The organism is Anoxybacillus amylolyticus, assembly GCF_001634285.1.
GTDB classification, from domain to species: Bacteria; Bacillota; Bacilli; order Bacillales; family Anoxybacillaceae; genus Anoxybacteroides; species Anoxybacteroides amylolyticum.
On the sequence record NZ_CP015438.1, the window covers coordinates 2,623,993 to 2,646,993 of the forward strand.

Below are 23,001 nucleotides of genomic sequence, written 5' to 3' on the forward strand. Positions count from 1 at the left end.
GGATGAGGTGGAATGTACTTATATAAGCCTTGCGACTTAGAAAAGCGCATCTCGGAAGCATATCAGCAAAACGGGATCATCTATCCTTCCCAGCTCGATGAAGAGTATATCGCAAGGAAATTCGATATTTTGCTTGTCGAGTCAAAATTCGGATCGTTTGCTGAATACTGCGACGACTTGAAAATTGTAGCGCTTCATCGCGATTTGGACTCGCTCAAGCGCCGTGAAGTATTTTTTCATGAAGTTGGACATTTGTTTTTACACGCTGGCGACCAATCGCAAATGACTGACTTATTTCGGTCTTTTCAAGAATCACAAGCAAAACGCTTTATGTTATTTTCAGCGATCCCTTACCATATGATTAGATATATCGATTTTTCGAAAAAACGCGACTTTATCATTTATGAAATGCAAGAAACGTTCCGCGTACCGGCTGAAATATGCGAAAGCCGGCTGGATTACATTGAAAATAAAGTGCTAGAGGCTGCTTGTTTGTGAATGTTATTTATTACCGCTTACTATTGTCATTAGAATTGAAATTTTAATGCATCTTCGTTCGCTGAAAAAAACGAAAAAAGACGTGTCGCTTCATGAGCCGATCGGGCAAGACCGCGATGGAAATGAAATTAGCTTAATTGATGTGCTCAAATCAGAAGGAGAAGATGTGGCTGATGAAATTCATTTGAATATGGAAATCGAACAAGTACGAAAGTATATCGAAGTGCTCGACGAGCGGGAAAAGGAAGTGATCGTCAGCCGGTTCGGGCTAAATTTGCAAAAGGAAAAAACGCAGCGCGAAATCGCCAAAGAACTCGGCATCTCGAGAAGCTACGTCTCCCGCATCGAAAAACGCGCATTGATGAAAATTTTTCATGAGTTTTATCGGAATGAAAAAGAGAAGAAGCGGTAGTTATGTCCACAAATTCCGTTGAATATGCACCTTGCTTTGTGTATAATGGTGCTAAGAAAAGCATAAAACAAAAAAGACCGGGTGTTACAAACACCCGGTCAGCGCAACTACATGCCACAAGAAGAGCGGCAAGCCTTTAAGTGCGATTGAAATAACCGTCACACCTTTGGCCTAGGGGGGGACGGTTATTTCTTTTTTATATACACGACCATCGTGATAATCATTGTTAGCGTTCCTATTAGCACTAAACTAAATTGAGCAACTAAGCTTAATGCTTCATACGTCGTCATTTTTTCCACCTCCCTCCATCGGGAAGTGGCCAACCGCCCACCCTGCTTATGTAGCTGCTTACCGTGATTGTATCATGTTCGAACAAATATTTCTACGAAATGCAACAACGAAAGCTGATCACTTCTTCCAGTGATTAGCTTTTATTGCATCAATCTTCGATAAAATTCGGGAAAGGACAGCACACATCCCAATCACGTTACCCATCATCCGCTTCCTCTTATTGACAAAGCATAAAAGCCTATGCCTGCGTTTCTGATTTAGGCAGGATCGAGCGAAAGGTAACAGGAGAGGTTAAAACGACTGAAGTATGTACATTGCCGTAAGGGATCAGTCGATCTACAAGCAAACGCAAACCATCTATTCCTTGTACAGCCGCCTTAATGAAATAGCTGATGTGGCCTGTAACACGATGGCATTCAATAATATCCGAATCTTCGGCAATTATTTTTTCAAACTCGGATACAGGTACTTTAAGGTCGCTGATTTGGATAATTAAAAGCGTATCTCTTCCTACTGCCGCTGGTGATACTCGAGCAGTGAATCCTTCGATTACTCCTCTTTCTTGGAGTCGAAGCAGTCGTTCGGTAATGCTTGGTCGGCTCAACGATAATTGTTTGGAAAGTTCACTAATAGTCACGCGGCCATTTTCCTGTAAAAGACGAAGCAAGCTAACATCGATTGGATCCATTTTTACACACCTCTCATAATGAAGGATATTTCCACAAAATATATTCAATATGTAAATATATATAGCGTAAAATATTTATTTTCGTATACCAAACTCACAATATAGATTGTATCATAATATTCACAGATTAGCATATGTTGAAATGATTCGGTAGGGTGAGACGTATGAAGAGATTATGTTATATCGGGTTAGGATGCTTTTTGACAAGTGTTGGAACGAGTATTCTGCATCATTCGCATGTTTTAACCGGAGGAACGGCTGGACTTTCTTTAATGATGAGCTATCTTTCTAACATCCCTTTTGGAGTCGTGTTTTTTCTCATTAACATTCCTTTTTATGTGCTGTCAGTTATGAACATGGGCTGGAACTTTACACTTTCTACGATTCTTTCTGTCACATTATTGTCTGTCATCACAGTAGGAATGGATTGGATTCTCCCTTCTTTTTCCATACCGATGTCTATAGGTGCTGTGACAGGTGGGGTTATTATCGGGTTTGGACTGTCGACATTATTTATGAATCGCGCTTCGCTTGGGGGCTTTAATATTCTTGCCTTGATCCTTCAAAAAAGGCGGAATTGTAATCCTGGGACCATCAATTTCATCCTCGATTTTGTTGTCGTGTCCTTAGGGTTTTATTCCATAGGGTTTTGGCAAGGCTTGCTATCTATTTTGTCCATTGCTATTACGTCGAGTATCATTAGCTATTTTAAAAATAAGATTGCCCTTAGCAACCAATCGACTACAAGCAATAGCCATGTCAACCGATATCCGGTCAAGACAACTGTCAGAATGAACTAACAATCTCCTGCAACAAGCATTCTTATGCAGGCAGAGAACGACAACACTTAACAGAAATAACGTGCTCATTTGCCCTTGTACCACTCCACACATGGAAGCCATCTAATCGATGTGCACAAACGACAAAAGCGGCCCCTTTTTAGAGGCCGCTCTTATTATGCTTCTACGCTTACTTCTGCGCTAATAATTAATGCAATTGATACTGTAATGACAATCCCCATCACCATTGCGAACATCCCAAATTCCTCCCTCTCGCCGATTCTTTATTTTTATTTTACACGGAAAAAGGGGCAGCTCCGGCGGGAGGTTTTGAACAATTTGTGAATTTCAGTGAGACTTCCAGCCCCCTTCGTTAAGTAGAATCGTTCATCTCAGCAATCTAGGTCATCTTTCCAATCCCCCAAATCGATACACCCAAAGAACAAAATGTTTTTTCGAAGTTGACAGACGAAAACAAAAAAAATATAATTTTAAATAAATTATGTATTTACATAATTTTCTGATAAATATATAATCTATTTGGGATAATTTTAATAACTATTAAGGTAGGTGATTATCAACTAGCGAGGCAGTTTCAGTTGTTAATGAAAGCGCTTTTGTTCATCTGGATGAGCCGGAATAATCAAAAAAGTTTGTCAAATATTTTAACCCATTCCCTTTTTTTATGATGAAAACATGGTACGATGTGCTTAAGCAACAATTACACCAGTCATCTTAGCTAAAGTAGAAGGAGGAAACGTTGATTTACACGAACATGAGTAACACTTATACAAAAATGAGCGAAGAACAAATTTACCAAATTTTAAGAAATGCTATTTTTCATGCTGATTTGCCACCAGGAACACAACTAATTGAGAGCTCCCTTGCAGAAGCGTTTGGAGTGAGCAGAACACCAATCCGTGCTGTATTGCAACGTCTCAAATATGACTCTTTAGTAGAAATCGTTCCCCATCGCGGCGCGTTTGTGTATTGCCCTACTCCTGAAGAATCTGAACAGATATTCTTTGTCCGACAAATACTCGAACCCGAAGCCGCCGCATTAGCAGCAACTCATGCTACTCCTGAACATCTAAGAATAATGGAAGAAATGCTAAAAAAAGAAAAAGAATGCTATGAGAAAAACGAACCTCATAAAGCACTTCCTTTTATTGAACAGTTTCACATGACAATTATCGAAGCATCAAGGAATCCATATTTAGTGGAATGTCTTCATAGAATCATTTCGCTAACACACATTATTCTTACGTTTTATGATGTGTCTCATACCCACTCTTGCGACGTGTATGAAGAACATGAAGCGTTATATAAAGCAATTTGTGCACGCGATGCTGATCGAGCGAAGCAGCTTACTCATCTACATATCCCTTCCATCGTACGGGATATCGATTTCACGAAGAAGTTTAATCGCTCGCTTTCCATTCATGAAATTATAAAAAAATACACCACTTAATTTTTTTTAAAACAAAATGTATACAATCTTTGTATACAAAAGGAGGATGCAACATGCCACACATTCAAATGAAAACATCTATCCCCGGTCCGAAAGCCCAAGCACTATTAAGGCGTAAAGAACAATTTGTTGCACGCGGTCCGTTCAATACAGTCCTATCTTTCGCTGAACATGGAGAAGGAGCGTTATTAACAGACATTGACGGCAACACTTTTCTTGATTTTGCTGGCGCAATCGGCACATTAAATGTTGGACACCGTCCTACTCGGGTCGTGCAAGCGGTAAAAAATCAACTCGACAAATACATTCATACGTGCTTTAACGTCATGATGTACGAGCCTTACGTGGCGCTTGCAGAAGAACTTGCCCGAATTACCCCCGGCAATCATGCTAAAAAAGCATTTTTCGCCAATAGCGGTGCAGAAGCAGTAGAAAACGCGATAAAAATCGCAAGAAAATATACGGGGCGAAAAGGAATCATTTCCTTTGAACGTGGCTACCACGGACGAACGTTATTAACGATGTCATTAACAAGCAAAGTCAAACCGTACAAATATCAGTTTGGACCGTTTGCTCCGGAAACGTTCCGTGTCGGCCATCCATATTACTATCGAAAACCGGAAGGAATGACGGACGAACAATTTGATCGCGAATTGCTACAGCAATTAGAAACGTTTTTCCTCTCAGAAGCACCAGCAGATGAAATTGCCGCCGTAATTATCGAACCCGTACAAGGAGAAGGTGGGTTTATCGTTCCATCCGTTACGTTTATGCAAGGGTTAAAAAGAATTTGTGAAAAATACGGTATTTTATTTATCGCAGATGAAATCCAAACAGGCTTTGCTCGAACAGGATCGATGTTCGCTATTGAACAATTTGGCGTAGTTCCAGATTTAATGACGTTATCTAAGTCGCTTGGCGCTGGATTGCCAATTGCTGCAGTTGTCGGCCGTTCCGAAATTATGGATGCCCCTGGTCCAGGAGAAATCGGTGGAACATACGGGGGAAGCCCACTCGGGTGTGTAGCAGCAATCGAAGTAATCAAAATGATTGAGGAAGAAGGACTTGTGGAACGTTCCCAACAAATCGGCCAAGTATTAACTACCCGTTTCCGTTCGTGGCAGCAGCGGTTTGAACAAATCGGAGACGTGCGCGGACTAGGCTCTATGGTTGCCTTGGAGTTTGTAAAAGATCGCATTTCAAAAGAACCGGATAAAGAGTTAACTGCAAAAATTATCGCTGCCGCACAACAAAAAGGACTTATCTTATTAAACGCTGGATTATACGGAAACTGCATTCGCATACTTGTTCCACTTGTGATTACTGATGAACAACTAGAAGAAGGATTGGACGTTTTAGAATCCGTCTTAACGGAGCTTTTGAGCCAACCGGCTAAAATAGAAAACTAAAAATTTTTACCTAGGGGGAAATCAAAAATGAAAAAATTCTTTTCTCTATGCTTAACTATGCTCTTTTTCGTCGCGTTGCTTGTCGGTTGTAATAGCCAAAAAACTTCTTCTTCAAATTCGAGCGAAAACAAGCAGAGTTCTAGCACACTGGATGAAATTAAAAAACGTGGCGTACTCATCGTCGGTTCGTCCAACGATGCTCCGTTTGCGTTTATCGACAAAGATACGAAGGAATTTAGTGGAATTGACGCAGAAATTATTAAAGAAATCGCAAAACGACTTGGTATCCCAAAAGTAGAAATGAAAGAAGTCAAGTTTGAAAACTTATTGCTTGAGCTAAACAACAAAAACATTGATATCGTCACAGACGGAATGTATGTCAAACCAGAGCGTGAGAAAATCGCTAGCTTCACACATATTTGGTATAAAGAAGGCGAAGCACTTGTAGTCGCAAAAGATTCCCCGATCAAAGGAATCGAAGATTTAAAAGATAAAGTGGTTGGTGGGCAAAAAGGAACAGCATTTTTAGAATTTGCCCAAAAGCTTCAACAAGAAGGAAAAATTAAAGAAGTAAAAGTATTTGGTTCTCAAGCCGAATTATTGTTAGCTGTAAATACAAATAAAATCGACGCTTGCATCACTGACAGCGCCGTCGCAGGCTATAGCATTACAAAAGACCCTTCATTAAACTTAAAGCTCGTCTCTCCTTATGAAGCCCAAGCAGCTGGAAAGATTGCTGCTGCTGTGCGAAAAGAAGATAAAGACCTATTAGACGCTATTAACAAAGAGCTGGACAAATTGAAAGAAGAAGGTTTTGTATTAAATGTTTTGAAAAAATATGGCTTAAACGAAGACAACGTAGTTCCTGTTGATAAATAGTAATCAGGGAGAGTTTTCTCTCCCCTTCAATTGTGAGGTGACGGTATGAACTTACTCGAAAAATTAGACTTCTCCACTGCATTCCGTGAGCTTAGCCCTATTTTAATGGAAGGACTTGGGATTGTCCTAGCAGCTACGTTATGCGGGTTTTCTTTGGCTCTTTTACTTGGGACACTAATTGCCTTAGGTCGAATCTCAAAATATGCTTGGTTAAATAAAATTTTAGTTGTTTTGCTTGAAATTGTTCGAGGAACTCCCCTTCTTGTTCAATTAGTATATATGTATTATGTTGTGCCTCTTATTATCACATTAGTTGGTCAACTATGGGATCCAACTTATCGCTTCACATTAAGCCCATTTATGGCAGGAGTCATCGGACTCGGAATCAACTATGGGTGTTATTTATCAGAAGTGATCCGGTCTGCGATCATAAGCGTAGATAAAGGACAATTCGAAGCCGCCCTAGCACTTGGATATACAAACAGACAAGCAATGTGGCTTATTATCATTCCGCAAGCAGTAAGAATTGCCTTACCTACCTTTGGAAACTACATCATTATGATGATTAAAGATACTTCCTTATTAGCCTTTATTACTGTCAGCGAGCTGTTGCTTCGCACACAAGCTTACGCCTCGCAAACCTTTTTAACAATAGAGTCTTATACCATTTTAGCTTGTAACTATTCAGCCGTTACATAGAAAAAGTTTACGAGATCGGGTTTATTTCTGCTCCCCTTGTCTATACTAGTACCATCCAAGACAAGGGAGGTGAACACGATGGCAAACGTTGTTTTTGATTTTCAACAAGCGGTCTTTACACTCGAAAGCATGGTCGCAAAAATCGAGCGCCAAGCGCAAACCATCGAAAAACTCATCAAAGAAAACGAGCAGCTAAGACAAGAAAACCAACAATTAAAAGCACGTATTGCAGAATTAGAAGCCCGTACGAAAAAAAACAGTACGAACAGCCACTTACCGCCGTCCTCTGACCGGTTTGTGGCGAAATCCCCTTCTCGCCAACCGTCGGAGAAACAGCCGGGAGGGCAACTAGGGCATCGAGGAACGACGCTCCGCCAAGTACCGAATCCTGACCATCGAGTCCTTCACCGCGTGACCAAATGCAAAGGATGTGGTCACTCTTTAGAACATGTTGCTCCGCTTCAAGTAGACATTCGCCAAGTGTTCGACCTCCCAGTGGTTCGAATGGAAGTGACTCAACACGAACGGGAAGTGAAGGGGTGTCCGAAATGTCATCTCGTCCAGCAGGCAGAGTTCCCTTTTTATGTCACGAATCATGTCCAGTACGGACCAGCCATCACTTCCCTTGTTTTATACTGGAATCATGCGCAGTTGATCCCGTGCGAGCGTGTCACGGAGATGGTCAAAGCGTTAGTGGGCCATTCAATCAGTGCAGGCACAGTCGTGAACATGACGAGACGGTGGCTCCCTGTGTTAGAAGCAGCGCTCAAAGAGATCGAAACGGCGTTGCTAACCTCCAGCACGTTGCACGTCGATGAAACGAGCCTGCGTGTGAACAGAAAGAACCAATGGGTGCATGTGGCTTCCACTGCCAAGGTCACACGATACGGGCTTCATCGTTCCCGTGGAAAGCAAGCGACGGACGACATCGGGATCTTGCCACGGTACAAAGGAACGATGGTACACGATGCGTATTCGGTGTACCCGATGTACACAGAGGCGAGCCATGCGCTTTGCCACGCCCATCATCTCCGGGAGCTTCGGGCATATACGGAACTTTACGGCCATTCATGGTCGAAAGAGATGACCGAAGCACTGTTGGAGATGAAACAGGCGGTGGAGAAAGCGGGCGGAGCTCTACCGGAAGAGGAAGTCCGGTATTGGGAAGCAGTGTACGACCAGCTTCTAGCGAATGGTCGACAAGAACTCGATGAACGTTGCCGACAAGGCAACCATGAAGGCGTCCGCAACGCGCAAAATTTCATCCAGCGCCTGGAAAAGCGCAAGCAAGAAGCGCTTCTCTTCCTGCGAAAGAAAGAAGTGCCGTTTGACAACAACCAAGCCGAGCGTGATTTGCGGATGGTGAAAGTCAAACAAAAAATTTCCGGAACGTTTCGTCAGGAAGACGATGCCGAGGCTTTCTGCACCATTCGCAGCGTCATTTCTACCCTGCAAAAACACGGAAAGCCGGTTTGGGAATCGTTGCAAAGACTTCTAAGTGGGGAGTCTCTCCAAACGATTCTCCATTCCTCCTAGGGCATTTTCGATACTGGAAATGCCCTATTGGTGCTGGATTCTGAAAATCTCACTAGTATTGGGCTGAATGGATACTTTAGCTTTAGCATATCTCGTGTTAAGTCTACCTTTAGCACAAATCGTACGAATCATGGAAAAGAGGTTGAAGCGACATGTGTGAAACGATGATTGAAGTTTGTAATCTTAGAAAATCATTCGGAGCTAATGAAATTTTAAAAGGAATTAATTTAACCGTGAAAAAAGGGGAAAAAGTTGTCATTATCGGTCCTTCTGGTTCAGGAAAATCGACCTTTCTCAGATGTCTTAACTTTTTGGAAGTTCCTACATCAGGAACTGTTAAAATTGATGGTCACTATTTTGTAAAACCGAACGAAAAGTTGAACGAAAAACACATCGCCGCTCTTCGAACGGAAATCGGCATGGTTTTTCAACGGTTTAATTTATTTCCGACCATGACCGCAATAGAGAACGTCATGGCTGCACAAATCAAAATTCGTAAAAAATCAAAAGAAGCAGCGCGGAAAACAGCAGAAAAATATTTAAAAAAAGTAGGGTTGTCTGAAAGAATGCATTATTATCCAAGTCAATTGTCTGGAGGGCAACAACAACGTGTTGCGATTGCGCGAGCGCTTGCGATGGAACCGAAAGCGATGCTATTTGATGAAGCAACATCCGCTCTTGATCCGGAGTTAGTTGGTGAAGTATTAAATGTTATCCGTGAACTAGCAGATGAAGGAATGACGATGGTGTTAGTAACTCACGAAATGAAGTTTGCTAAAGAAGTAGCCGATCGAATTATTTTCATGGATGGCGGGGTCATTGTAGAAGAAGGTCATCCACAAGAATTTTTCAGCAGCCCAAAAGAAGAACGGACGAAAGCATTTATTAAGAAGGTAGAGCATTAGGGGGACGTGTTATGATTCATATCGGCTCGTTTATTAATGGGAAAGAACGAAAAGGAGACGGACGTGTTCAACAAGAAGTACGCAATCCGTATAACGGCACACTTGTCGGCGTCGTCGATTTTTCCACGATAGAAGATTTAGAAATGGCGATTCAAAACGCCTATGATACATTTGAGCATGTCATGAGAAAAATGCCGGCACATCAACGTTCCACCATTTTGCGAAAATCGGCAGACTTATTGGAGGAGCAAAGCGAAGATTTTGCCCAACTGCTATGTCAGGAAGCAGGAAAACCCATTCGCGATGCGCGCGGGGAAGTAAGTCGCGCAATCCAGGTGCTTCGTTTTGCATCAGAAGAAGCGAAGCGGAACGATGGAGAACTGATGAAGATGGATGCAGCCATCGGTGGTGAAGAGCGGATTGGCTTAGTAAAAAGAAAACCGATTGGTGTCATTGCTGCCATTACACCTTTCAATTTCCCGCTAAACCTTGTGCTACACAAATTAGCTCCGGCCGTTGCCGCAGGGTGTACAGTAGTATTAAAACCTGCTGAAAAAACACCTCTTTCAGCGATGAAGCTTGTTCAATTGATGACAGAAGCCGGCGTGCCTAGCGGAGCAATCAATGTGGTGAACGGATTAGGAGCAGACCTTGTTCCACCGTTAGTCACACACCCATATATTAAGAAAGTAACATTTACAGGAAGCGGCGCTGTCGGATTTAAAATTCAAGAAATGGCTCGCCATAAAAAAATCACACTAGAACTTGGCGCCAATTCCCCTAATATCGTATTTCCAGATGCTAATTTAGAAATAGCCGTTGCGGGATTAGTCAAAGGTGGATTTGTTTTTGCTGGACAAGCGTGCATTTCCGTGCAAAGAATTTACGTTCATCGTGATATATATTCCTCTTTTGTTGATGCATTTGTATCTGCGGTACAAAGTCTAAATGCAGGCGATCCTGCGCTCGAAACGACGGATGTAGGTCCGATGATTACACTAGAAGCAGCATGCCGGGCGGAAGCATGGATACAAGAAGCCGTTTCCCAAGGGGCTCGCTTACTCACAGGCGGACAGCGACAAGGAACTTTGCTTCAACCGACGGTATTAACGAACGTAACCCCGCAAATGAAGGTTGTATGTGAAGAAGTGTTCGCCCCGATCGTGACGATTCTTCCGTTTGAAACAGAAGAAGAAGTCATCGCAGCCGTCAACGATTCTCCTTACGGCTTGCAAGCTGGTGTGTTTACATCTGACATTAATCGTGCCTTCCGTTTGTTTGAGGCATTAGAAATGGGTGGTGTATGGATTAACGAAACCTCCACCGTCCGCCACGACCATTATCCATATGGCGGTGTAAAACAGAGCGGGGTCGGGCTTGAAGGCGTCGCCTACGCGATCAAAGAAATGACAGAGCCTAAGTTTTTGGGGATTAGGTTGGTGTAGGAAAAACCTCGGGACAGGTGTGCTGTTCCGAGGTTTTTAGGAAATGCTTTTTTATAGACAGGTAAGTTGTGTTTGGAGTTTGCTAATAAATAATTACCATCCGCTCATAAGATACTTTGTCGCTTCAATAGTATCTAAAACTGTTGTACAGCTCTCCCAATCGACTTTTACAATTCCTTTTTCATAACGCAATTCAAACGGGTGATGTTTAGGCATCTCATCGATGATGCGTGTTGCTTTCTCTATATCATCGAGCGCAACTTGAATCCATACATCTTCCAAAACATCCGGTATTTGCCCGAATAGCGTATGAATGTTTTCTAATCGCTCAGAAAGAATGGCATGAACTTTGTCCTCGACGGAATTTTTATATCGCATATTGTAAATATATACCTTGTCATTTATTTGACCGATCCGTTGTATTCTTCCTTTTCTTTGTTCAAGCCTTGTTGGATTCCAAGGTAAGTCAAGGTTGATTAATGTACCGAGTGTTTGCAAGTTTAAACCTTCCGAGGCGGCATCTGTTCCAACTAAAACCTTCAGTTCCCTATTTTTGACCATTCGTTTTAATTGTTCTTTTGTTTTTTTGTAAAAAATACCATCTAATAAAATACCTGATCTATCTCCACCAGCGTATATTCCAACTATTGTATTTCTCAAATCTTTTGACAACTTCTCTGCTACCCAGAATGCAGAATCGTAGTACTGTGAAAAAATGATACACCCTTTTTCCAACCAGTTTTTCTCAACCAACAAATCATACGTCAATTGATATTTCGGGTCATCTTCCTTATTTGATTGAATAGTTTGTAAAAATTTGTGTAAACATTGTCTTTCTTCATCTGTTAAGTTTTTAATACTACTTTCGTCTAACTCCTCTGCTAATTCATCTTCTGCAAAATCCTCTGCAATGTTGCCCCAATTTAACATTTTTATTGCCGTTTGTTCTCCTGCGTAAATTGTACTACCAACACGTTTTAGTAGTAATGTTTTAATGAATCCGCCACCTTTAATACGTTTCCCCAGCAACTTAGAAAACTCTTCTGCGTAGTTATATGCTTCTTGTAAGTAAGGGGGCAATACTAATGCTTCGTCATCTTTTTCCCCGAGCAACTTAACTTCTACTTTTTTTAAATAAGGCTCTCCAGTGTCGGGGTTGATTGTGTTCTCTAAAAAATCCCTTGTTCTACGAATGATATGACGAATAAATGGGTTGTGGTTTTGCATAAAGCCGTCTTCTATAATTCTTCCTATTCTTCTTTGATCCGGACGGCTTAATTCATCATATGCTTCCGACTTAATAACAAATTCATCATCTTTCAAACCTAAACGCTTTCTAATCGAGCCAAAAAATCTCTCATCTTCCCTAGCTGGTGGGAAAGGATTGCGAATCCAATCCCAATTTTCAAAAGTCATGCCTAACGTTTCTTTTCCCATAATCAAATCTAATGCACGTTTAGGATATTTTCGCCACATACTAAATTCGTTGCCTAATACGCTGTCATTTTTCTGTGATAAAATGTAAAGAAGATCCCACGCTTCTATAGGATATAGTTGTACTGGAGTTGCAGTAGCTAACAACATACTTTTTGTCTTTTTGGAAATTTTTAATAAAAAATCCATCAAATTATTTGGTTGTGGCTTATCATTTTCTTTTCCTTCCCCTAAGTTCTTTCTTCTTGCTCTATGCGCTTCATCCACAATCACACATTCAAATTCCATACTTAGCAAATGCTCCAACACATCGGAGTTAGCTGTTATTAGTCCTTGCGAAATAATACCGACTCTACGTGGACATTTTTTTATCCCTTTGCTTCCAGTAGAGGGATGTCTAACCCCATGTTCATCCACCCATTCTCTTCCTGTCCAAACAGCCGATGGCACATCTAGTAAAGAGTAAATCTCCTCTTGCCATTGCCAAAGTAGCGTTTTAGGTGCGATGACTAATATTGGTTTATCCCCATACAGTGCCATTAATTTCGCAGAAAGAGCCAACTGTACAATTTTTCCTAAACCAACCATATCGGCTAAAACATATCGAGCCCCGTGTGATTTTTTATGATCGTTAAACACTAAATGGACAAAATACTTTTGATGTTCCCAAAGCCCATACTCTTTGCGATATACAGGTGATTCAATCACAGTTGCTGCCGGCTCGGGGTTCTCTCTCCATTCATTAACATCCCGAATGACTTTCCGATTAGCAATCCGTTGAATATCTTCAATCACAAAGTCAGACAGTGGGACAGCATAGGGACTATTCCAAAAGTAATCAAATTCCTCTTGTACCCAGCGAACAGCTTCTTCAGAATCGTCTTCCCAAAGGATTTCATAGTTTAACTTCCACGCAGAATATGTTTCATTCACGCTACCAATAAATGAAGTTTTGCTTCCATCTGCTAAAGTAATAACTCCCGCTTTACCATGAATTAACCCAAACACATCATTCGGTACGACTTTAATTTGCATTTTTCCGCTCTTCAACAAATAATACAGCTTCTTTAATCGTTCAGAAGCCGACTGAAATAGTTCCTCGGGTTGCGCATTACACCATTCTTTTCGTTGAGCATTCTTAGCAGCGGTAGCCGTTAGTACATCTTCCTTCTGCATTTCTGAATTACAAATAATTCTAATGTTTCCCTCAACCGTTTCAATTGCTTCGCCACCAATTTCAAGAATAGAGGAGCTAAAATAGCCCGCTATTCGATCATAGGCTTTAGCTCCCACTAGTTTTTTGTTTAAAAAAGCCTCATCTAACTTTTTTCTTCTCGAGGAATATCGATAAATCATAGTATGCACCTCAACCCATTAAATACCGTCGTTGCTAATGAGCTCTTTTAATATTGAAGCCACGTAAGCATCTTTTTTCCAGTGCTCCATATTCTCAATATATTGTAGTGATGAAATATAAGATAATATTTCAACAATCGTTGTACGCACACCCCAATAGTCGACCAGCTCTGTTTTTAACCAATTCCGTCCTTTCATCGTATCTTCTTCTTTCACAGCCAAATAAATAGCAACCAACACATTACGTAAAAGAGAAGAACCGAATTTCGAATGATCATTTAGTCCGCTCATCGCAAATTCACTAGCTGTTTTTAATCTAGCGTTGTTTGCTCGTGTACTTCCCAGTAAATCTCGATATTCCCGCACGCCAAATCCTCTAGCTAATTCTTGATATCCAGATAATTGATAGACATTTTGTTTTTCTAATTCCAATCCTTTAATATAGAAACGTTCTTCCGGGGTAAGCATTTTCCAAATATAATGATCAAATCCTGCTGGGATTAAATAATCGTAAGCAATCTTCACCGCATTTTGAATAATTTTTTCAATTGGTGATTCCTCGTTAGACGTTCTTAGTTTAGCTAATTCATATTTCACATCAATATCTTCAATTTTTTTGTAGGACGTTAGCACCTTCAACGAAGCTGCATAAGCGGCTAGTAAATAATCTGGGTCACTAAAGTTCGGGTCTTCCTTAGTAACTATTCAGCCGTTACATAGAAAAAGTTTACGAGATCGGGTTTATTTCTGCGTAACTATTCAGCCGTTACATAGAAAAAGTTTATGAGCGAGGTTTTGTTTCTTTCCTCCCTGTCTATACTAGTACCATTAAAGACATGGGAGGTGAACGCAATGGCAAAAGGTGTTTTTGATTTCCAACAAGCGGTCTTTACACTCGAAAGCATGTTCGCAAAAATCGAACACCAAGCGCAAACGATTGAAAAACTCATCAAAGAAAACGAACAACTGCGTCAAGAAAACCAACGGCTTCGACAAGAAAACCAACAATTAAAAACACGTATGGCAGAATTAGAAGCCCGTACAAAAAAAACAGTACCAATAGCCATTTCCCGCCGTCCTCTGACCGATTTGTGGCGAAATCTCCTTCTCGCCAACCGTCGGAGAAACAGCCGGGAGGGCAACCGGGGCACCGAGGAACGACGCTCCGTCAAGTACCTAATCCTGACCAACGAGTCCTTCACCGCGTGACCCAATGCAAAGGGTGTGGTCACTCTTTAGAACATGTCGCTCCACTTCAGGTAGACATTCGCCAAGTGTTCGACCTCCCAATGGTTCGAATGGAAGTGACTCAACACGAACGGGAAGTGAAGGGTTGTCCGGAATGCCATCTTGTCCAGCAGGCAGAGTTCCCTTTTTATGTCACGAATCATGTCCAGTACGGACCAGCCATCACTTCCCTTGTTTTATACGTAAGCGTCAAATTCTCCCCACCTAGTTTTGCCCCTACATCGATGCCATAATTTCTTTAGAAATCTTTATTAAAGGAGTTTTGGTATGGACAAAAACGAATGAAGACAGGAATGGGAACAGCGTATTGCTGATTACAGGGCGAGTGGTCTCACCCAAGCAAAATGGTGTGAAAGGAATAGGTTAAAGGTTCACCAGTTGAAGTACTGGCTCAAACGGCTCGAAGGTTCCAACGCTACACCAAATCCCTCTACAAAATGGGCATCTGTTGTGATGGCAGATCCATCGATCCATGAAGAGGATTCCATCTAAGTGAAAATCGGCGAATGTTCGATTGAGGTAAAGCAAAGATTTCCTCCTTCGCTTTTGGCCGATGTAGTGAAGGTGTTGAAAACGTTATGTTGAAGAATGCGGCAACAGTGACCACAACGGAAGGTCTGAATTTCTGTAACCAACTGTTTGCGGTGGAACGTAAATTAAAAAAATTAGATCCTAACGATCGGTAGGAAGAACGTCTAAAGCAAAGCAAACCCATCATAGACGCTTTTTTGTCATGGCTTCGAAAGCAAGAACAGCACGTGTTGCCAAAGAGCGCATTAGGAAAAGCCATTGCGTATTGTCTGAACCAATGGGATAAATTAGTGGCCTTTTTAGAGGATGGGCGACTGGAGATCGATCATAATCGCAGCGAACGCTCGATCAAATCGGTGGTCATCGGAAGGAAAAATTGGCTTTTCGCCAATACACCACAAGGTGCACAGGCAAGTGCCATCATCTACAGCATAGTGGAGACAGCGAAAGCGAATCATTTACATCCATATTATTACCTTCGCTATCTTTTTGAGAAGCTTCCCAATATGGATTTGTCAGACAAGAACGCATTAGATCAAATGCTTCCTTGGTCAACCACACTCCCTGTTTCATGTATTGCTTTTCAGCAGCTAACTAAATAATACCCCAAGCCCCGGCCTTCAAAAAGGTGGGGGCTATTTGACGTTTACTTTTCTTTCAGGGCAACCTCTTATTTTATGAAAAAATAGTAGAAAATATACCAAAATTTTTATTTACAGAATTGATATTTTTTTTTATTATTCAATCACGTGGGAAAGGAGTGGTATTTTCATCGATCATGGCTTAGCAACGAACGTTGTTCAAACAAAAGGGCAAGGATCAAAGGAGCGGGGGAGATGTCTTTTTGGGGTTCATTAAGCAAACTAGGGCATTTGGTCGAGAAAAAGGTAGAGCAGACGGTCAAGCATGTCGCCAATGACGTCAAAAAAGTAGAGAAGACCATTCAACAAGCTGTTCAGCAAGTAGAAAAGAAAGTCGAGCCAGTGGGGAAACAAGTCGTAAAGGATACGGTGCACATTAGCCAAAAGGCAAAGGAAGCTTTTCATCAAGCGGAAAAGAAAGCGGAACAAATGGGAAAGCACGTTGCCCATGAGGTGAAACAAGCGGAGAAAGCGATTCAAAACGTTGAAAAGAAAGTGGAACATGCCGCGAAACAAGCAGTGAGAGATACGGTACAGATTAGCCAGAAAGCAAGGGAAGCGTTTCACGAGGCGGAAAAGAAGACGGAGCAAGCGGTAAAGCGCGTCGTTCACGATGGGCAAAAAGTTGCATCCGAAGCGGTTCACTCGATTGTGCATAAGATAAAGCAAGAAATCAAAGAGACGGAGAAAACGATCGAACGCGGTACCCGTCAACTAGAAAAGAAAGCAGAGCATGCCGCTAAGCAGGCGGTTCATGATATAATCAATGCAGGACAAAAAATCGAACAAGCCGCTCGACAAGTAGCGAAGAACGCAGAAAAATCATGGCACGGATTGGCGAAACACCCAATGGAAAGCACAGTGGAGTTTGTGAGAGGAGCGGGAGATGCAATTGTACAAGATATCACACTGGATAACATTCACCGATCCTATCACAGTCCTCACCCTGTCGCTTATGAATCAGGAAAAATGGCGGGGCATGCGGTATCAACGGTGGCGGGGATGATCGAAACAAGCGGGTCTGAAGCCCTCGAAGTCGGTGGTGCATCATTGACAGCGACTGGAGAAGGAGCGTTTGTGGGGGTTCCCGCCATGGCGATGACCGGAGAGGGAATGGCCTACGGTCAAGCGGAAACATCGTTAAGCTTCAACCGTTTGGTCAAAAGCGCCGAAGAGCTGTACCAGCGAATGAGCCGGAGCGAAGGGGCGGTTAAGGGGGCAGAACAAGCTAGGAAGTTTACCAAGGGAGAGTTAGCAACTAAACCAAAAAATTCACCTGACCCTGATAAATGGCAGAAAAAAGGTGGAAAGATTACAATTGATGAGAATGGTACATGGACCTATCATGATTGGGAAGGAAACTCTGTGACATATCCATGGGGGTATCCAGATTTCAAAGGAGCTGGAATGGTAAAACAGGAAGTTCAAATTGGAAAGTTTGAAAGCTATGACAAAGACTTTGCTAAGGCGGATAAACTGGCTCCTAACGGTCCTATAGAACGTGATGTTAGTACATGGCATCACCACCAGGATGAAACGACCATGCAAGAAATGGATAGGATATTGCACAGCAGATTTACGCATAGAGGTGGAATGTCCAAAACTAAAAAAAGAAACAAACAAGGAGATGATTAATATGGATTTTATCGGCTATGGGAAAGCAACAGTACAAATGATAGATGAATTTGAACAATATATTGGTTTTTCATTACCTGAGGACTATAGGCACTTTCTATTGCAATATAACGGGGGAAAACCTCGAGAAAGATACTATTCTTTTTTTGTTGAGGAGTTAAACGAAAGTATTCCGTTAAATGTATTATACGGATTAGATACAGATATAGAACAAGTAAATTTGAAGGTGTGGCACGATGAATACCGTGATGATTTAATTGAAAATTGTATAATAATCGGAAGTGATCCTGGGTCAGGAATGATTGTTTTGGTAAATGATAATGAAGAGAGAGGGGTTTATTATTGGGATCACTCATGGCATTTTGACCAATCAAATGAAGAAAATAATTTATATAAAATTTCGGATAGTTTTCAAAATTTTTTTGATGGATTAAAAAAGCTGTAAATACGCGTTTACTTATCATAAGCAGGATCGTACAATACGACCAATAAACCAAACAATAAAAACTTGACAAACACGCTTAGCCCAACTTTTAAAGGTTTGTTCCAACTTGAACCATAAGTAGGAACGAGCCTTTTTGGCATACCTAAAATCAAAAGGTGAAAAGGAGAATGGTAAAACAAGCACAGGGAACGTTAGAAGTAAGGAGACTACTCAAACAAGCTAAATACTTTAAGCAGTTGGCTGACCAAATGGACGGACATCCAAGACTGGAAGTCATTCGCCGTTTGGAAGAATGACAATGTGAAGTATCTGTACATCAGTAAGCGTCAAATTCTCCCCACCTAGTTTTGCCCCTACATCGATGCCATAATTTCTTTAGAAATCTTTATTAAAGGAGTTTTGGTATGGACAAAAACGAATGAAGACAGGAATGGGAACAGCGCATTGCTGATTACAGGGCGAGTGGTCTCACCCAAGCAAAATGGTGTGAAAGGAATAGGTTAAAGGTTCACCAGCTGAAGTACTGGCTCAAACGGCTCGAAGGTTCCAACGCTACACCAAATCCCTCTACAAAATGGGCATCTGTTGTGATGGCAGATTCATCGTTTCGTGAAGAGGATTCCATCCAAGTAAAAATCGGCGAATGTTCGATTGAGGTAAAGCAAGGATTTCCTCCTTCGCTTTTTGCCGATGTGGTGAAGGTGTTGAAAACGTTATGTTGAAGAATGCGGCAACAGTGACCGCAACGGAAGGTCTGAATTTCTGTAACCAACTGTTTGCGGTGGAACGTAAATGAAAAAAATTAGACCTAAAGATCGGTAGGAAGAACGCCTAAAGCAAAGCAAACCCATCATAGACGCTTTTTTGTCATGGCTTCAAAAGCAAAAACAGCACGTGTTGCCAAAGAGCGCATTAGGAAAAGCCATTGCGTATTGTCTGAACCAATGGGATAAATTAGTGGCCTTTTTAGAGGATGGGCGACTGGAGATCGATCATAATCGCAGCGAACGCTCGATCAAATCGGTGGTCATCGGAAGGAAAAATTGGCTTTTCGCCAATACACCACAAGGTGCACAGGCAAGTGCCATCATCTACAGCATGGTGGAGACAGCGAAAGCGAATCATTTACATCCATATTATTACCTTCGCTATCTTTTTGAGAAGCTTCCCAATATGGATTTGTCAGACAAGAACGCATTAGATCAAATGCTTCCTTGGTCAACCACACTCCCTGTTTCATGTATTGCTTTTCAGCAGCTAACTAAATAATACCCCAAGCCCCGGCCTTCAAAAAGGTGGGGGCTATTTGACGTTTACATTAGAAAAATGAATGAAAAAGGAATGAGCGTTGCGGAGATTGCGAATATCCTCGATATGACGGAAAAAGAAGTACATGAACACTTGAAAGGTTAAGCCATACGAAAAAAGTCAGCGTGCTAGACGCTGGCTTTTTTGTTCACAAATTAAACACCTATAAAAAACAGCCTCCTGTTCAGAGACTGTTTTATACTTATTCCCTTCTGCGATAGTAAGCCGATAACCGCTTTGATGACTCATCGACGCCACTTTTTCCGTTCGAAAACGGAGCAAAGCAAATTATACGTCATCTTCTAATTTCCGTACGTATACATTTGAGCGATGTGAGAAAAAAATGGAGGCGAGCATGAGAACGAACACCACTCCAAGCACAAGCGGGCGCTTTGTTCCATCAATGGCATTTGGGATTAATGTGCCGATATATAAAAACGCACTAAGGGCAAATAATACGAGACTGTATGCTTTATAGTCACGTGCTTTTCCTAACCAATTTTGCTTTTGTTCATCCACAACAGCCGTCCCCCTTTCCTTCTTTCAATGTATCATAGAAAAGAAAAAAGAGGGCGATGTAATTTATGCCAATGCTTGCGCCAAGTCTTCGATTAAATCGTGCACATCTTCTAATCCGACCGAAATGCGGATCAGTCCGTCGGTAATGCCAAGTTCGTCGCGACGCTCTTTCGGAATCGAGGCGTGCGTCATTTTCGCCGGGAGCGAAATTAAGCTCTCGACTGCGCCTAAACTTTCGGCTAACGTAAAGTAGCGGACACGGGTTAATACTTGCTCCGCTTTTTCGGCACTGCCAACGTCAAACGACACCATGCCGCCAAAGCCGCGCATTTGTTTTTTCGCCACCTCGTGATTCGGATGCGTTTCAAGCCCTGGGTAGTACACCTTTTTCACCGCTGGATGGTTCACTAAAAAGTCCACGATTTTTCTTGTATTTGTCTCATGCTCTTCCATGCGAATGCCAAGCGTCTTAATGCCGCGCATCAATAACCACGAGTCTTGCGGGCCGAGAATGCCGCCTGTGGAGTTTTGGATAAAATGCAAGTCGGTTGCAAGTTTTTCCGAGTTGACGACGACAAGCCCAGCAACAACGTCGCTATGACCACCTAAATATTTCGTCGCACTATGGATCACGATATCCGCACCAAACGCAAGCGGCGTTTGCCAATACGGCGTGCTGAACGTATTATCGACAATCGTAAGTAGCTCGTGCTGTTTAGCAAGCGTACACACTGCTTGCAAATCCGTAATTTTCAACAACGGATTCGTCGGCGTTTCGATATGAATTGCCTTCGTGTTTGGCTTGATATGCTTTTCAATGTGAGAAATGTCGCTCGTATCCACAAACGTCGATTCGATGCCGAGGCGGTTTAATACTTTCGTCATGACGCGATATGTACCGCCATACACATCGTCGGTTAAAATGACATGGTCTCCGCTATTAAACAGCATCATCACTGCCGTAATCGCCGCCATGCCTGAACTGAACGCAAAGCCAGCGTATCCTTCTTCTACATCTTTTATTAACTCCTCTAATGCATGGCGCGTCGGGTTGCCGGTACGTGAATATTCGTACCCTTTATGTCCGCCGACTCCTTCTTGCTTATACGTGCTCACTTGATAAATCGGCACCGACACCGCCCCTGTATGCGGGTCACCGACAATGCCGCCATGAATCAACTTTGTTTTTCTTCTCACCTTACATCCCGCCTTCGTAAATATTTTTGCTTAAATACCGCTCGCTGCTATCAGGAAAAATGACGACGATATTTGTTCCCGGCTTTGCTTGTTTTGCTTCTAAAAGCGCTGCATGAAACGCTGCACCGGAGGAACTTCCAACGAGCAATCCTTCTTTTTCCGCCAATTCTTTTACTGAGCGAAACGCATCTTCATCAAGCACTGTATGAATGGCGTCAAAGTAGCTTCGGTCCATATAATCTGGCAAAAATTCCATGCCGATCCCTTCTGTTTTATGCGGTCCTGGCTCGCCACCGTTTAAAATGGAGCCTTCTGGTTCGACAATGACCGTTTTAATCTCCGAATTTTTCTCTTTTAAAAATTGCGCCGTTCCCATAAACGTGCCACCCGAACCAGCGCCTGCGACAAAGACGTCAATTTGCCCGTCCAACTGTTCCCAAAGCTCTGGACCAAGCGTTTTATAATACGTCCGTGGATTGGCTGGATTTTCAAACTGTTGCGGACAATAGGCGTTTGGCATCGCCGCAGCAAGTTCTTTCGCTTTGCGAATCGCTCCTTGCATTCCTTCGCTTGTTGGAGTATGAATAATCGTCGCTCCGAGCGCTTTCATGAGCTGTTGCTTTTCAATGCTAAATTTTTCTGGGACGCAAAAAATGACGCGAATGTTTTTCCCAATCGCCGCCAATGCTAACCCGATGCCTGTATTTCCCGCCGTTGGTTCAATAATCGTTCCACCTTCTGTTAATTTTCCTGTTTCGAGCGCATCGCGCAGCAACTCTTGTCCTAAACGGTCTTTAATGCTTCCGCCAGGGTTAAAATATTCAAGCTTCGCAAACAAGCGCACCCCTTCCGGAAGCGGAAAGTGCGTAATTTCAACCACCGGCGTATTGCCAATTAAATCGTGCACGTTTTTTGCTACTTTCATGGTGTCACCTCACAAAGAAAATAAGGAGAGAACCTCTCCTTATAGCTGCTTTAATTCGTTCACCATCGCCTGCACAAGTTCAGACGAGTGAAGCGCTGCTTTATGCAAAAACTGTTCAAACGAAACGTTCGATTCTTTGCCAGCAATGTCAGAAAGCGCGCGAATGACGACAAACGGCACGCCAAATTGGTGGCACACTTGCGCAATCGCCGCTGCTTCCATTTCTACTGCGCACAATTCTGGAAATTGCGTGCGTACAAATTCCACGCGCGCTGGGTCGTGCATAAACGAATCGCCCGTCGCAATCAGTCCTTTCGCGACTTGTACACCGCGAATGTTAGCGGCGCTTTTTTCGGCAATGGCGACGAGCTTCTCGTCTGAGACGTAGCGCGCCGGCAATCCCGGCACTTGACCGTACGCATAACCAAACGCCGTTACATCCACGTCATGGTGCGCTGCTTCTGTTGAAATGACGATATCGCCGACATTTAACGAAGCGAGAAAGCCGCCAGCAGACCCTGTGTTAATGACGACATCCGGCTGAAACCGTTCCAATAAAATCGTTGTCGACATCGCCGCATTCACTTTGCCGATGCCAGATTTTAATAAAACGACGTCCACTCCATGCAATGTGCCGGTGTAAAATTCACAGTTGGCAATTGTTGTATCGTTTCTGTTTTCGATTTTTTCACGCAAAATGGCGACTTCTTCTTCCATCGCCCCAATAATGGCTACTTTCATCGTTTCAAC

At 42.4% G+C, this 23,001-nt stretch carries 22 protein-coding genes and 4 pseudogenes; 18 read left to right on the forward strand and 8 right to left on the reverse strand.

Annotation, left to right across the window (positions count from 1 at the left end):
- Positions 1-12: 12 nt before the first annotated feature.
- Complete coding sequence (locus tag GFC30_RS13525; protein ID WP_066326338.1) at positions 13-498, forward strand: ImmA/IrrE family metallo-endopeptidase; 486 nt, start codon at positions 13-15, stop codon at positions 496-498.
- Between the two features lie 28 nt (positions 499-526).
- Positions 527-910, forward strand: a pseudogene (locus GFC30_RS13530) (sigma-70 family RNA polymerase sigma factor); the annotation flags it as partial.
- Positions 911-1,095: 185 nt separating this feature from the next.
- On the opposite strand, the gene GFC30_RS17530 reads toward GFC30_RS13530, so the two are convergent.
- Both GFC30_RS17530 and GFC30_RS13535 read right to left on the reverse strand, forming a co-directional pair.
- Entirely contained in the window at positions 1,096-1,200 is a 105-nt protein-coding gene (locus GFC30_RS17530; RefSeq protein ID WP_035018529.1) for a putative holin-like toxin, read from the reverse strand.
- Between the two features lie 239 nt (positions 1,201-1,439).
- Positions 1,440-1,889: an Lrp/AsnC family transcriptional regulator gene (locus GFC30_RS13535; RefSeq protein ID WP_066326339.1), complete on the reverse strand. Its 450-nt coding sequence runs from the start codon at positions 1,887-1,889 to the stop codon at positions 1,440-1,442.
- 164 nt (positions 1,890-2,053) lie between these two features.
- Here GFC30_RS13535 and GFC30_RS13540 point away from each other — a divergent pair, with 164 nt between their 5' ends.
- From GFC30_RS13540 to GFC30_RS13575, 8 genes are all read left to right on the forward strand, one after another.
- Complete coding sequence (locus GFC30_RS13540) at positions 2,054-2,689, forward strand: YitT family protein (protein WP_066326340.1); 636 nt, start codon at positions 2,054-2,056, stop codon at positions 2,687-2,689.
- A gap of 739 nt (positions 2,690-3,428) precedes the next feature.
- The gene (locus GFC30_RS13545; RefSeq protein WP_238583515.1) at positions 3,429-4,139 is read left to right on the forward strand and encodes a GntR family transcriptional regulator; all 711 of its coding nucleotides are present in this window, start codon (positions 3,429-3,431) and stop codon (positions 4,137-4,139) included.
- Positions 4,140-4,192: 53 nt separating this feature from the next.
- Complete coding sequence (gabT, locus tag GFC30_RS13550; protein ID WP_066326341.1) at positions 4,193-5,548, forward strand: 4-aminobutyrate--2-oxoglutarate transaminase; 1,356 nt, start codon at positions 4,193-4,195, stop codon at positions 5,546-5,548.
- A 27-nt stretch (positions 5,549-5,575) separates the two neighbouring features.
- Complete coding sequence (locus GFC30_RS13555; RefSeq protein ID WP_066326342.1) at positions 5,576-6,427, forward strand: ABC transporter substrate-binding protein; 852 nt, start codon at positions 5,576-5,578, stop codon at positions 6,425-6,427.
- 45 nt (positions 6,428-6,472) lie between these two features.
- A complete protein-coding gene (locus GFC30_RS13560; RefSeq protein WP_066326344.1) occupies positions 6,473-7,126 on the forward strand; it encodes an amino acid ABC transporter permease in 654 nt (217 codons plus the stop codon).
- 78 nt (positions 7,127-7,204) lie between these two features.
- Positions 7,205-8,662, forward strand: a complete 1,458-nt coding sequence (gene tnpC, locus GFC30_RS13565; RefSeq protein ID WP_066324512.1) for an IS66 family transposase — start codon at positions 7,205-7,207, stop codon at positions 8,660-8,662.
- A 164-nt stretch (positions 8,663-8,826) separates the two neighbouring features.
- Complete coding sequence (locus GFC30_RS13570; RefSeq protein WP_066327421.1) at positions 8,827-9,567, forward strand: amino acid ABC transporter ATP-binding protein; 741 nt, start codon at positions 8,827-8,829, stop codon at positions 9,565-9,567.
- An 11-nt stretch (positions 9,568-9,578) separates the two neighbouring features.
- The gene (locus GFC30_RS13575; protein ID WP_066326345.1) at positions 9,579-11,012 is read left to right on the forward strand and encodes an aldehyde dehydrogenase family protein; all 1,434 of its coding nucleotides are present in this window, start codon (positions 9,579-9,581) and stop codon (positions 11,010-11,012) included.
- A gap of 93 nt (positions 11,013-11,105) precedes the next feature.
- On the opposite strand, the gene GFC30_RS13580 is transcribed toward GFC30_RS13575, so the two are convergent.
- Entirely contained in the window at positions 11,106-13,802 is a 2,697-nt protein-coding gene (locus GFC30_RS13580) for a phospholipase D-like domain-containing anti-phage protein (protein ID WP_066326346.1), read from the reverse strand.
- Between the two features lie 18 nt (positions 13,803-13,820).
- Complete coding sequence (locus GFC30_RS13585; protein WP_179946278.1) at positions 13,821-14,399, reverse strand: hypothetical protein; 579 nt, start codon at positions 14,397-14,399, stop codon at positions 13,821-13,823.
- A 255-nt stretch (positions 14,400-14,654) separates the two neighbouring features.
- Between GFC30_RS13585 and GFC30_RS16675 the strand changes: the two are divergent.
- The 8 genes and pseudogenes from GFC30_RS16675 to GFC30_RS13615 form a co-directional block, all read left to right on the forward strand.
- Positions 14,655-15,235, forward strand: a pseudogene (locus GFC30_RS16675) (DUF6444 domain-containing protein); the annotation flags it as partial.
- A 121-nt stretch (positions 15,236-15,356) separates the two neighbouring features.
- On the forward strand, positions 15,357-15,542 hold the full coding sequence (tnpA, locus tag GFC30_RS17820) for an IS66 family insertion sequence element accessory protein TnpA (RefSeq protein ID WP_409978524.1): 186 nt from the start codon (positions 15,357-15,359) through the stop codon (positions 15,540-15,542).
- Between the two features lie 119 nt (positions 15,543-15,661).
- Positions 15,662-16,183, forward strand: a pseudogene (locus tag GFC30_RS13595) (IS66 family transposase); the annotation flags it as partial.
- Between the two features lie 234 nt (positions 16,184-16,417).
- Positions 16,418-17,857: an HNH endonuclease gene (locus tag GFC30_RS17535; protein ID WP_238583516.1), complete on the forward strand. Its 1,440-nt coding sequence runs from the start codon at positions 16,418-16,420 to the stop codon at positions 17,855-17,857.
- A gap of 1 nt (position 17,858) precedes the next feature.
- On the forward strand, positions 17,859-18,302 hold the full coding sequence (locus GFC30_RS13605; RefSeq protein ID WP_066326349.1) for an SMI1/KNR4 family protein: 444 nt from the start codon (positions 17,859-17,861) through the stop codon (positions 18,300-18,302).
- 167 nt (positions 18,303-18,469) lie between these two features.
- Positions 18,470-18,598 carry a hypothetical protein gene (locus tag GFC30_RS17645; protein WP_274520082.1) on the forward strand — a complete coding sequence of 43 codons (129 nt, stop codon included), beginning with the start codon at positions 18,470-18,472 and terminating at the stop codon, positions 18,596-18,598.
- Positions 18,599-18,745: 147 nt separating this feature from the next.
- A complete protein-coding gene (gene tnpA, locus GFC30_RS17825) occupies positions 18,746-19,024 on the forward strand; it encodes an IS66 family insertion sequence element accessory protein TnpA (RefSeq protein ID WP_409978525.1) in 279 nt (92 codons plus the stop codon).
- 136 nt (positions 19,025-19,160) lie between these two features.
- Positions 19,161-19,571 (forward strand): annotated as a pseudogene (locus tag GFC30_RS13615) (IS66 family transposase); the annotation flags it as partial.
- A gap of 327 nt (positions 19,572-19,898) precedes the next feature.
- Here GFC30_RS13615 and GFC30_RS13620 read toward each other — a convergent pair.
- From GFC30_RS13620 to mtnN, 4 genes are all read right to left on the reverse strand, one after another.
- Positions 19,899-20,129 carry a YrhC family protein gene (locus tag GFC30_RS13620; RefSeq protein WP_066326351.1) on the reverse strand — a complete coding sequence of 77 codons (231 nt, stop codon included), beginning with the start codon at positions 20,127-20,129 and terminating at the stop codon, positions 19,899-19,901.
- A 63-nt stretch (positions 20,130-20,192) separates the two neighbouring features.
- A complete protein-coding gene (locus tag GFC30_RS13625; RefSeq protein ID WP_066326352.1) occupies positions 20,193-21,326 on the reverse strand; it encodes a bifunctional cystathionine gamma-lyase/homocysteine desulfhydrase in 1,134 nt (377 codons plus the stop codon).
- 1 nt (position 21,327) lies between these two features.
- Positions 21,328-22,251, reverse strand: a complete 924-nt coding sequence (locus tag GFC30_RS13630; RefSeq protein ID WP_066326354.1) for a PLP-dependent cysteine synthase family protein — start codon at positions 22,249-22,251, stop codon at positions 21,328-21,330.
- A gap of 39 nt (positions 22,252-22,290) precedes the next feature.
- Complete coding sequence (gene mtnN / locus GFC30_RS13635) at positions 22,291-22,992, reverse strand: 5'-methylthioadenosine/S-adenosylhomocysteine nucleosidase (RefSeq protein ID WP_066326355.1); 702 nt, start codon at positions 22,990-22,992, stop codon at positions 22,291-22,293.
- Between the last annotated feature and the right edge of the window lie 9 nt (positions 22,993-23,001).